This window comes from Cupriavidus sp. MPR-AND1C, assembly GCF_058809705.1.
Genome location: NZ_JBXASU010000148.1, coordinates 1 through 12187, shown reverse-complemented (window position 1 = coordinate 12187; position 12187 = coordinate 1). Strand labels below are relative to the sequence as shown.

Sequence of the window (12187 nt, the reverse complement as noted above, 5' to 3'; positions counted from 1 at the left end):
CCCAACATCTGCGCCACCGACCCCGCCATCCCGACAGCCCGTTCACCCAACAAATGCTGCAACGTGGTGAGCAGCTCATCCTCGTTATACGGCTTACCCAGATAAACATTCACCCCGATCTCAGCCGCATAACGCCGATGCTTCTCCGCCGTGCGCGAAGTGATCATCACCAACGGCATATGCGCGGTCCGGCTATCCGCCCGCACATTGCGCGTCAGGTCAAAGCCATCCATATGCGGCATCTCGATGTCGACGAGCATCGCGTCAGGCATCACCTCTTGCAACTGCCGCAACGCGTCCACGCCGTCGCGCGCCAGCACCACCTGGTAGCCTGCCCGCGTCAGCAAGCGATGCGTGACCTTGCGCACGGTCAGTGAGTCGTCGACCACCATGACGGTCGGCTGCGTAGCCAGCCCTTGCACCGGAGCCGCGCCGCCTTGCGAGAACTCGGCCACCGCGCCCAGCGTCGGCTGCTGCGCCGGCTGGGGCAGATGCGGCAGAGCGGCAAGCTGCGGACGGGCCAGCTCGCCACGCTCGCGCACGAAGCGCTGCGCCAGCACCACCGGGTTGTAGATCAGCACGATCTCGCCGTCGCCAAGCGTGGTCGCGCCGGCAATGCCTTCGAGGCGTGCCAGGTGCGGGCCGATGTGCTTGACCACCACTTCGCGGTTGCCAATCACTTCGTCCACGTGCACGGCGATGCGCTCGGCACCACTGCGCACCACCACCACCGGCGAGTACTTCTTGCCTGCGGCTACCGCCGGCGTTTCTTCCAGCAGCGTGCCGAGGTAGTGGAACGGCACGGCGCCGCCGGGTGCGTCGAGGCTGCCCTGGTTGTAGGCTTCGAGCAAGCCTTGCGAGCGCAGTTGCTGAACCTGGTCGATCATGCCGCTGGGGATGGCGAAGGGCCGCCCGCCCAGCGTGACCAGCAGCACTTGCGTAATGGCTGTCGTCAGCGGCAGGTGCACGGTAAAGCGGGTGCCCTGCCCGGCTTGCGTAGCCAGCGCGATGCGCCCGCCCAGCGCCACCGTTTCGGCGCGCACCACGTCCATGCCGACACCGCGCCCCGCCAGCTCCGACACCGTATCCGCGGTGCTGAAGCCTGGCGCGAAGATCATCTCGGTGAGGCGGGCCTCGCCCGCGTCATCGTCCGGCGCCAGCAGCTCGCGCTCGATGGCGCGCGCGCGGATGCGCGCAAGGTCAAGGCCGCCGCCATCGTCGACGAAGTGCAGCACCACCTCATTGCCTTCCTGCTGCACTTCCAGCGTGAGCGCACCGGTGGCGGGCTTGCCTGCCGCGCGGCGCAGGTCGGCGGACTCGATGCCGTGTACCACGGCATTGCGGATCAGGTGCTCGATCGGGCCGGCCATGCGGTCTAGCACGGAGCGGTCGACCTCCACGGTGCCGCCCTTGATCAGCAGGCGTACTTCCTTGCCGGTCTCGCTGGCGGCCTGGCGCGCCACGCGATACAAACGCTCGGCCAGCGCGTCGAACTGCACCATGCGCGCCTGCATCAGGCTGCGCTGCAGGCCGCGCGTGAGCCGGGCCTGCGCGTCGAGGTCGCCGGCGGCGCGGTCGAAGCCGCGCTGCAGGTTTTGCTCGACGGTGGCCACGTCGTTGACCGACTCGGCCATCATCCGCGTCAGCTCCTGGAAACGCGTGAAGCGATCGAACTCGAGCGGATCGAACTCGACCGCGTGCCGGGCATCGGCGGTGCGCGAGGCCATCTGCGACTCGGCCTGGATCTCGATCTCACGCAACTGGCCGCGCAAGCGCGCCACGTTGTCGTTGAGCTCGCCCAGGTAGCTGCGCATCGCGTCGAGCTCGCTCTCCAGCCGCGCGCGCGTCGCGCCGACTTCGCCGGCATCGGTGATCAGCGTATCGAGAGTACGGGCCTGCACCCGCACCAGCGCGCGCTGGCGTTCGACGGCATCGGTGGCTGGGGCCAGCGCAGCGCCCATTGCGGGCGCCGGCAGGGGTGCCGCAACCGGCTGCATGGGCGCACTGGGCAGCCACGGCTGTATCGTGGCGCTCGGCGGCGCGTCTTGCACAAGCGCAGGTGTGGGTGCGAGCGTGGGCGCAGCCGGAACCGGCGTCTCGTCAGGCGCGCTGTTCTGCCCGGTCATGGTGTTGATCAGCTCGGGATCGTCCACCGGCAGCAGGCGGCCGGCCTGCAGCGCCTCGCTATGCGCGAGGATGCGGTCGTACCAGGCGTACAGGCGCACGAACAGGAGCGGCCCGACGCGATCGGCGCGCACGGCGGCATCGAGCAGGGTTTCCATTTCGTGAGCGGCCTGGCCCAGCGCCATGGCGCCGGCCATCCGGGCGCTGCCCTTGAGCGTGTGCAGCGCGCGCAGGATCAGGCCGGCATGGCTGGCATGCTCGCCATCGCCGCAGGCGGCCTCCCAGCCTCGCAGCAGCTTGCCCAGCTCAGGCAAGCTGCCGTGCGCTTCTTCCAGGAAAATCTCGACGAGCGCCGGATCGGGGGCTTCCTCGGTGACCACGGTGGCTTGCTCGTCCGGCGCATCCGTGACAGCCGGCGCCGCTTGTGCTTGCACCGCATGCAGTGGCGTGACGGTGGCGTCGTGCAGCATGCCGGCATTGGCCACGCCGGGCAGCTTGCCGAACAGCAGCGCAACCGGCGCGTCCTCGGCCTCGGCCAGCAGTTCCACCGCCGGCAGCGCCAGGCGCGGGCGCACCATGGCGCGCTCGCCAAGCTCCAGCAGGCTGCGGCAGAGCGTGTCATCGGCGGCGGGCCAGATGCCCGCGGCAAACTGGTGCAGCATGCCACGCACGCGCTCCACCGCCTGCTCCAGCAAGCGGAAGTCGCCCGGGTGCATCGCCACCGGGTGCGCGCCGAGCTGCAGCATCAGGCGCTCAAGCGCCTCGGCAATCGCGCGTACCGGCTCCAGGCCGACCGTGGAAGCGCTGCCTTGCAAGGTGTGCGCGACACGCAGCGCCAGCTCGCTCGGGCAGGGACGGCCCTCGTGGCGCCACTCGGAAAGATCGGTGGCGAACTGGCGGATGAGGTCGTCGGCTTCCTGCAGGTAGACGTTGTAAAGCGGCAGGCTGATGCGCACCGGGCCGATCAGCTTGAAGTGGTCGTTTTCCTCGGCTGGCGTGCTGGCAAAGCGGAAAGGAATGACCTTGGCATCCCCGGCCGCGGTGTTGTCTGCTTCCGCCTCTGCCGGGTGCGGGGGCTGGATGCCTGGCACGGGTTCCAGCTCCGTCCCCGGTTGTGCTTCCAGCACCAGCTCGTCCTCTGGCTGCGTCGCCACCAGCCCAAGCCCGGCCGCGTGCACAGGCGCGCTCACCGCTTCGGCAATGTGCTCCGGCTCGGGCTGCTCACCCGCGCGCACAGACTGCGCCGCGGCCAGCAGGCCCGTGGCATCGTGCGCGGCATGGGCATCGCCGCGCAGGGCGTTCACCCAACCGGACAGCTCATCGTGGGCACGCAGCAGCAAGTCCAGCAGGACCGGCGCCGGGGCGCGGGCCTCGGCAATCCAAAGGTTCATCACCTGCTCGATGGCCCAGGCTGCTTCGCCATAGCGATGCAGGCCGACCATCCGGCTGGATCCCTTGAGCGTATGAAAGGCGCGGCGCAGGCGGCTGATGGTATCGGCATCCGCCAGCGCGGGGAGGCCGCCACCGAGATCGCTGGCGACCTCGCCCAGCACCTCGACCGCTTCGGTCAGGAAGATATCCAGCAGTTCGGCATCGATGGCGGCGGTGTCGGCCGCCGCGGGCATGGCTGCGGCGGGCGCGGGCGTGCCGGGCGCGCCGCTGGGCAGCGCCTCGGCCAGCGCCACCACCAGGCGCTCGGCCGCGCCGTGGGAGCCGGCGAGCCAGGCATTGAGCTGCGTAGTGGCTTCGCCGGCCTGGCGGCGCAGGCCGGCTGCGTCGTCGATGGCGGCCTGCTCGTTCATCGCCTGCAGCGCGGCGCGCAGCGCCTTCACTTCGGGCGCGTCGGCGGCGGCCGGATGGCGCATCGCATCGTTGGCCGCCGCGCGCGCCCTGGCTAGCAGCGTCGCGTGGGAAACCGCGCCGCCCTGCTCGTCTTGCGTGGCAACGTCAACGGCATCGGCATGCGTATGCGCCGATGCGGCACGGCCAAATGCCAGCGCATCGATAAAGGCGTGCACAACTCCCAGCTCGCCGGCAATCGCGGCAAGGCGGCCAGCGCGCTCGCTCACCGCGTCGGCAGCGCTGGCGGTATCGCCCGCGACCTGCGTGGCGCGAGCGCCAGCAAGCCATTCCAGCGCTGGCATCACGCGCTCCAGCGCCGCCGCTACCGCAAGCGCATCGGCCTGCAGTGCTTCGGGCAGCGCACCGGCCTCGCGCAAGCCGGCCAGCGTGCTGGCGAGCGCCGCGAACGCGCGTTCGGCGTCGCGCAGGTGCGCGCCGGCTTCGGCGCGGGCGGCATCGCGGTCATAGGCATCGAGCCAGGATTCACCGCTGTCGAGGTGGCCACGCAGTTGCGCGACTGCCGCCTCGCGCAGGCGTTGCGTGCGCGCCTGGTCCACCATCTGCGCGAGCCAGCGCGGCGCTTGCGCAGCGGGCCCGCCACGCTCACGCGCGCCAAGGTACAAGGTCAGTTCATCGCACCGCCGCGCGAACTCGGCCGCCGCGGCGTGCCCGGTGCTGCCATGCACGCGCCATGGCAACGCCAGTGCCCGCCCCAGGAACAAGGCGATGGCGCTGGCGCCAAAGGAATCATCGGCACCGGGTCGGACCCGCAGCGCGGCATCCAGGCAGCGCAGCAGCGCCGGCTGTGCCAGCGGCTGCGCGGCTTCGGCCAGCACGGCGAGCGCGTTATGCCACTCACCGTGATCCGGGCCAGCGGCAGCGGCCCGCTCGAGCGCGCTGGCCGCCTGCTGCAGGTTGCGGGTGTCGATCGGGTCAAGCCAGCCGTAATAGCGCACGCGGAAGTCGGCATGCACCGCGGCATGCGCCGCATCGATGCGGAAGGCTTGCAGGCATTCGCGAATGGCGGAGCGCAGCACCAGCACGGGCGCGCTCTGCGGTTCGTCCGCCGGCTGCGCGCCGGCGGTGGTGACCAGCAGGTACACGGCGTCGTTGAGCAAGGCTTGTGGCACCCGCACCTGGCCTTGCAGGTACTGGCGCAGCAGCAGGTGGGCACGCCCCGCCAGCCGCTTGGCCAGCAGGTCCGAGGGCAGCAGGCCGTGGGCCAGCGCGCCGAACACCAGGGCCAGCACATGCCACACGCCGCGGTCCGGATGGTCGGTGGCGCGGCGCAGTTCCTGCTCGCTCGCGCGTACGTCTTCCAGCGCGGACTCCAGCGGCAGATAGGCCTCGTGCAACAGGCCCGGCTCGGCGCACGGGACCGGCAGGCGCAGCGCCTTGAGCAACGCCGCCTCGAAGCGCTGGCGCGCGCGTGTGACCGTGGAGGCCATGCGCATCGGCAGCAAGATGCCGGGCAGCATCTGCAGCTCGTCCACCCACAGGTCGGCGGGGTGCACGCGGTCTTCACCAAGGCGGCCCAGCACGTCGGCATAGGAACAGAACAGCCGCACCGGATCTTCGTCGTCGCCAACCATCAGGTCGTCGACGTACTCGGCCAGCGCTTGCACGCCCAGGCGGAACGCGGCCAGCGTGCGGGCGTCGGCGGGCACGGCGCCGCCATCGATGCCTTCAAGCAGGCGGCGCAGCGCCTGGCAATACGGATCGACCCCGCGCAGGCCAACGATGTGCACCGCGCCGGCGGCCTGGTGCAGGTGCTGGCCGGCCAGGCGCAGCGAGGTGGTGTCGCGCGCGCCCAGCGCCTCGGGCGCTTGCTGCACTTCATCGACGTAGTGGCCCAGCTCCGCGGCGGCGTCGTCCAGCGCGGCGCGCAGGCTCGGCGCCAGCCAGGCCAGCACGGAAAGATCACGAGCCACCGGCGCCGCAGGCTTGCTGGCCGGGGCGGCCAGCTCGGCGGACAAGTCCGGCGAAGGGATCGGCGCCAGCGGATCCTGCACGGCCGGATCGGCGCCGGCGGCCTCGCGCGAGACAGGGAAATTCAATGACATGACTGCTTCCAATGCGTCCAATGCGGTGGCGCCGGTCCGTGGCCCGCATCCGCGCGGGCTCGCGTTGAACACCAATGCTGACTCGTCAGGCGATCTTGAATCGCAGCACCGAATTACGCAGCTCTTCGGTCAGCAAGGTCAGCTGGCGCACCGAGAGTGCCGTCTGGCGCGTGCCGGACGAGGTCTGCTCGGTCACCTGCAGGATCCCTTCGATATTGCGTGCCACCGCGGTAGCCAGCCCCGCCTCATGCGAGGTGGTCTGGGAAATCTGCTCGATCAGCTCGGCGAGCTGGCGCGACACGCGGCCGATCTCCACCAGCGCGGCGCCGGCATTGTCCGACAGCTTGGCCCCTTCCACCACGCCCTGGGTGCTGCGCTCCATGGCGTGCACTGCGTCCTGGGTGTCGGTCTGGATGGTGCGGATCAGCGCGCCGATCTGCTTGGTTGCCTCGCCGGAGCGCTCTGCCAGCCGCTGCACTTCTTCGGCCACCACCGAGAAGCCGCGCCCGGCTTCACCGGCCGATGCGGCCTGGATGGCGGCGTTCAGCGCCAGCACGTTGGTCTGCTCGGTAATGTCGGAAATCAGCTCGACGATTTCACCGATCTCCTGCGAGGATTCGCCCAGGCGCTTGATGCGCTTGGAGGTGTCCTGGATCTGCTCGCGGATGTCGTTCATGCCGACGATGGCGTTCTGCACCGCGTGCTGTCCCTGCTCGGCTGCGGCCAGCGAGGCGCGCGCCACGTTGGCGGATTCCGCCGCGCCGCGCGAGACCTGCGTGATGCGGTCCGCCATTTCCACCACCGATTCGCCGGTCTGGCGGATCTGGCGCGATTGCTCTTCCGAGGCGGCGACCAGCTCGGTCGAGGTGTCCTGCACCTGCCCCGATGCCTGCGTCACCTCGCCGGCGGTCTGCTGCACCCGGCCGACCAGTTCGCGCAATTCTTCCACCGTGTAGTTCACCGAGTCGGCGATGGCGCCGGTGATGTCCTCGGTCACGGTGGCTTGTTTGGTCAGGTCGCCGTCGGCGATGTCCTGCAGCTCGTTCATCAACTGCAAAATCGCCTTCTGGGTCACGTCGTTGTTGCGCTTTTCATCCAGGCGGCGGGCTTCGGCCTCGCGCTCGCGGGCCTCGGCTTCGAGGGTACGGGCACGCGAGTCGCGCAGGTACAGCGCGGCCAGGCCCGCCAGGAACAGCAGCGTGAGCAAGGCCGAGACGATGGTGGCGCCCAGCGTCAGCGGGCGCATGCGCGCGCCTTGCGCATAAGCAGCCTGCAACGCGGACAGCTCGCCGCGCAGTGCCTCGTTGTCGTTGAAGATCTGCTGCTGCGCGCGCTTGGCGGCGATCAGGCCGGGCAGGTTCTGCAGGATGGTCTGGGTGGTCTTCTGCACCGCGTCAAAGCGTTGCGACAGCTGCTGCAGGTAGCCACGGGTTTCCGCATCTCCCGCCGCCGACAGCCGCAGCGCTTCGCTGCCATTCATCAGGCCGTCCAGGGTTTCGCGGAAGGTATTGGTGTCCTTGCCGAGCAGGAACGCGGTTTCCGGGTTGACGCCTTCGCCCGCCAGGAACTCGTTGAGGTTCTTGCCCAGTCGCTGCGTCAGCATCACCAGCTGCGCGGAGGCAGCCACCTCGCGCGCGTTGGCGCCGCTTTGCAGCTTGATTGCCGCCACTTGCTCCGCGCTTTCCAGCAGTTCGGGGTTGGAGGCGTTGAAGATCTGCAGCGTCTGGCCGATGGTGGTCAGGGTGGGCTGCTGGGCCAGCACGTCACCGGCGCTCTTCTCGGTGCGCTGCCAGGACTCCATGGCTTTTTCCAGCAGCGGCGCGGCGGCCGCGCCGGTCGCGCGCACGTGCTTCGCATCGCTGCCGTTTTGCAGCGCCTGCAAGTCGTCCGCGAGCTCGCTCTTGGACTGGCGCAGCTGCGTGAACGCCTGCGCATTGCCCAGCAGCGCCACCGGCACGGCCTTGGCCAGGCGCTGCGAGTGCATCAGCATGTCGCCGGCGATCTCGATCTGCGCCGCGCCGTTGTTGGCTTCGCGGTTATCGAAATACACCGATGCCAGCAGCGCCGCCAGCGACACCACCACGCCGGTGGTCAGCGCGCGCTGCTGGCTGGCAAACGGGATGCGGGACAGCCGGCCCGAGAGCGTCTCGGCCGGGGTGCTTCGCGTGCTGGGCGCGGCTGCGGCGTCTGCCGCCAGTTCGGCGGCACCGGCCGCCGGCGCCTGGCGACCCAGGCTGAACATCTTGAAACCCATAGCACCCTCTGTCCGTTATTTTTTGAATTTGATTTGTCGTCGCGCCCGCCGCATCGTCGCGTCCTTGCGAACGGCGCCGCGCAGCGCTCAGGCAGCCTGCCGGCCCACCTGCAGGAAAGCCGGCGACGCCAGCAACCTGCGCACATCGAGCACCTGCCAGTCGCGCCCGTCGCGATCGGCAAAACGCGCGCCCTCCCAGTCCGGCACCGCCTCCGGCCCCGCCGGCGGCGCGTTCGGCGCATTCGGCCCATTCGCCGCTTCCACCGGCAACGACAGGTCTCCGGCATGGCGCAGCCCGATCACGCGCGTGGCCAGGATGCCGCAGGCGCGCTCCACCTGGCGCGACAGCACCACGATCTTGCTGCCCGGCTGCAGCGCGGTGGCTCCCTCGCCGCAGAACAGGCCAAAATCGATCACGCCCAGCAGGCTGCCGCGCGCGTTCACCAGCCCGGTGTACCAGGACTGCGTGAGCGGCACGCGGCTGGGCTGGCGCATCTCGAGCACCTCGCCCGTCTCCGGCAACGGCAGCAGCCAGTGCCGCTGTCCCACCTGCAGGCCCAGGAAGCTGTCCACCGCCGGCAGGCTGCGCGCCTCACGCAGCCGGCGGGCCAGCATGGCCTGGTAGTCCTGCAGCCGGGTCTGGCGGGCACGAAGATCCTGGCGCGGCGCGGTCATGGTGGGGTTCCGGTGAGAAGGCAAGGATTGGCTCGGATGCAAGCGGGCAGGAGACCGGCGCGCGGCTCAGTGTGCCAGCGCGGCGATCTTGGTCAGCAGTTCTTCGCCATCGACCGGCTTGACGACGTAGTCGGCCGCGCCCTGGCGCATGCCCCAGATGCGGTCGGTGTCCAGGCCCTTGCTGGTGCACATGATCACGGGGATGTTCTTGAAGCGGTCGTCGCGCTTGATCGCGCGGGTCGCCTGGTAGCCGTTCTGGCCGGGCATCACCACGTCCATCAGGATCAGGTCGAAGGGTTCCTTCTCGAGCCGGGCGAAGGCCTGTTCGCTATTGCCGGCCACCGAGACCTTGAAGCCCTTCTTGCCGAGCAGGTCGGACATGAACAGGGCTTCGGTGGGGGAGTCGTCGACGATAAGGATTTTGCTGATAGTCATGATGATTGGGATTCCTTGGATTGCGCTCAAGCCGGCAAGGGGCTGGCCACGGCAGCGGCACGTGGCACGCAGGCGTCTACCGCCTGCAGCAGCGACTCACGGGTAAAAGGCTTGGCGAGATGGTCTTGCGCGCCGACCAGGCGGCCGCGCGAACGGTCGAACACGCCGTCGCGGGAGGACAGCATGATCACCGGGATGGCATGGAACCGGGGGCTTTTCTTGATGAGGGCGCAGGTCTGGTAACCGTCCAGGCGCGGCATCAGGATGTCGCAGAAGATCAGGTCCGGATGCATGTCGCCGACCTTGGCGAGTGCTTCGAAGCCGTCTTCGGCCAGCAGCACCTGGCAACCGGCCTGGGACAGGAAGATCTCCGCGGTGCGGCGGATGGTGCTGGAATCGTCGATGACGAGCACCTTGCGGCGCGCAGGCGCAGCAGCGCCGCTCGCGCCAGCGCCAGCCTCGACCGCGCCGCTGACCTCGGCGTTGACCCGAATACCTTCTTGTAGTTGAGCGACCCGCATCTCGTTCCCGCGACCGGCGCGCTTCCCTGACGGAAACGCCGGCATTCACTTGAGAACTTCCGCGCAAGGCAGCCTGGCCGCCCCGACGGACCCCCGAAACAAAACGTTCTAATTCCCGAAAACACGCCGGCCGGAAAGTCCCGGTGCCCGGCAAGCGGCGGCGCGTGGTACCCGCGCCTGCCGCAGTCCACCCCCCGAAGGGTGGATTTTCAAATTTGAAACAGAGTGTGACAAGTCGCCGTGGGGCCGTCAATCCGGAATCTCGGGCAGCCCCTGGCGATCTGTCGCATCGACGCGACGCGACGCGGCTGGCTGAGGGCCCCAAGCGGGGTCGTCACGGTCGCGTCATGGTGACGCATGGCCAGATCACGCCATCCAGCCTGTGTTGGCTGGCGACGCGGCGGTGCTAGCGTTGCGGTTCAGCAACTCCAGGCACCCTGCAGAACATCAGAGCGCCACCATCTCGAAATCTTCCTTGCGCGCGCCACATTCCGGGCAGGTCCAGTTGATGGGCACGTCTTCCCATTTGGTGCCGGGGGCAATGCCGTCTTCGGGCGCGCCGGTAGCTTCGTCGTAAATCCAGCCGCAGATCAGGCACATCCAGGTCTTGTATTCCATAACGGTCCAGTCACTCTCCATTAAAATTCAGGGCCAGATGGTACCGAATCGGCGCCGCCGGCGCCAGCCGGGTTAGCAGGATTCGGGCCAAATACGCCGTGTTCGCGCACGTTACCGCGTAAATGCCTCGCATTTGATCCTTTTTGCAGGCATCTTCAAGGTAACTTGCTGCCCGTTAGAACGCGTTTCTCCCGCTTTTGATTTCACGCAAAGCCATGTCTCGTAACCAGCAGCTCTTCGACCGCGCACAGCAAACCATTCCGGGCGGCGTCAATTCGCCCGTGCGCGCCTTCCGCTCGGTGGGCGGCACGCCCCGCTTCATCACGCGCGCCGAAGGCGCTTACATGTGGGACGCCGACGGCCAGCGCTATATCGACTATATCGGCTCCTGGGGCCCGATGATCGTCGGTCATGCCCACCCCGAAGTGGTGCGCGCGGTGCAGGAGACCTCGGCCCACAGCTTCTCGTTCGGCGCGCCGACCGAGGCCGAGATCGAGATGGCCGAGGAAATCTGCAAGCTGGTGCCGTCGATCGAGCAGGTGCGACTGGTTTCCTCCGGCACCGAGGCCACCATGAGCGCGCTGCGCCTGGCGCGCGGCTTCACCAAGCGCGACCTGATCGTGAAGTTCGAGGGCTGCTACCACGGCCACGCCGACAGCCTGCTGGTCAAGGCGGGTTCCGGCCTGCTGACCTTTGCCGACACCACCAAGAACGCGCCGTCCTCGGCCGGCGTGCCCGCCGACGTGACCAAGCACACCATGGTGCTGGAGTACAACAACGTCGAGCAGCTCGAGCAAGCTTTCATCAAGCACGCCGATGAGATCGCCGCGGTGATCGTGGAGCCGGTGGCCGGCAACATGAACCTGGTGCGCGCAAGCGATGCGTTCTTGCAAGCCATGCGCTCGCTGTGCACCAGGCATGGCGCCGTGCTGATCTTCGACGAGGTGATGACCGGCTTTCGCGTAGCACTGGGCGGCGCGCAGGCGCATTACGGCATCACGCCGGACCTGACCTGCCTGGGCAAGGTGATCGGCGGCGGCATGCCGGCGGCAGCCTTTGGCGGGCGGCGCGACATCATGGCCTGCCTGGCGCCGCTGGGCGCCGTGTACCAGGCCGGCACGCTGTCGGGGAACCCGCTGGCGGTGGCCGCCGGGCTGACCACCCTCAAGCTGATCCAGGCACCGGGCTTCCATGACCGCCTTGCCGCGCAAACCCGCAAGCTGGCCGACGGCCTGGCCGCGGCTGCGGTTGATGCCGGCGTGCCGTTCGCGGCGGATGCCATCGGCGGCATGTTCGGCCTGTACTTCCGCGAGGGTGTGCCGGGCAGCTTTGCTGAAGTCACGCAGTGCGATACCGCGCGCTTCAACCGCTTCTTCCACGCCATGCTGGATGCCGGCGTCTACCTGGCGCCGTCCGCCTTTGAGGCGGGCTTCGTCTCGGCGCAGCATGACGATGCGATTCTCGCTACCACGATTGAAGCGGCCCGCAAGGCTTTCGTGGCTTGAGGGGCTAGGATGTGTTTGTGGTCTTTGAATTGCAACTGCAACTGCAACGGCCTTACTGCCACTTCAAGGGCAAAAGCTGAAAGTCAAAGGCAGTTTCACCTCCCCTGCGGGGAGGCGACCTACTTTCTTGTCTCGCCAAGAAAGTAGGCA

General features: G+C 68.5%; 7 protein-coding genes. 1 reads left to right on the top strand and 6 read right to left on the bottom strand.

Annotated features, from left to right (window positions below; translation table 11 throughout):
• The 6 genes from AC1RWI_RS36655 to AC1RWI_RS36630 form a co-directional block, all read right to left on the bottom strand.
• Window positions 1-6029 (bottom strand): hybrid sensor histidine kinase/response regulator (locus AC1RWI_RS36655; protein WP_492870750.1); only part of this gene is annotated, 6029 nt, incomplete at its 3' end.
• A gap of 85 nt (window positions 6030-6114) precedes the next feature.
• Window positions 6115-8283, bottom strand: coding sequence for a methyl-accepting chemotaxis protein (locus AC1RWI_RS36650; protein ID WP_492870749.1), 2169 nt, complete (start codon window positions 8281-8283; stop codon window positions 6115-6117).
• A gap of 87 nt (window positions 8284-8370) precedes the next feature.
• On the bottom strand, window positions 8371-8958 hold the full coding sequence (locus AC1RWI_RS36645; protein ID WP_492870748.1) for a chemotaxis protein CheW: 588 nt from the start codon (window positions 8956-8958) through the stop codon (window positions 8371-8373).
• A gap of 66 nt (window positions 8959-9024) precedes the next feature.
• Window positions 9025-9393: a response regulator gene (locus tag AC1RWI_RS36640; protein ID WP_492870747.1), complete on the bottom strand. Its 369-nt coding sequence runs from the start codon at window positions 9391-9393 to the stop codon at window positions 9025-9027.
• 26 nt (window positions 9394-9419) lie between these two features.
• Window positions 9420-9914 (bottom strand): response regulator, encoded by a 495-nt coding sequence (locus AC1RWI_RS36635; protein ID WP_006159033.1) that lies wholly within the window; start codon window positions 9912-9914, stop codon window positions 9420-9422.
• Window positions 9915-10361: 447 nt separating this feature from the next.
• The gene (locus AC1RWI_RS36630; RefSeq protein WP_006159034.1) at window positions 10362-10532 is read right to left on the bottom strand and encodes a rubredoxin; all 171 of its coding nucleotides are present in this window, start codon (window positions 10530-10532) and stop codon (window positions 10362-10364) included.
• Between the two features lie 215 nt (window positions 10533-10747).
• Between AC1RWI_RS36630 and hemL the strand changes: the two genes are divergently transcribed.
• The gene (hemL, locus tag AC1RWI_RS36625; protein WP_043344414.1) at window positions 10748-12037 is read left to right on the top strand and encodes a glutamate-1-semialdehyde 2,1-aminomutase; all 1290 of its coding nucleotides are present in this window, start codon (window positions 10748-10750) and stop codon (window positions 12035-12037) included.
• Window positions 12038-12187: the final 150 nt, after the last annotated feature.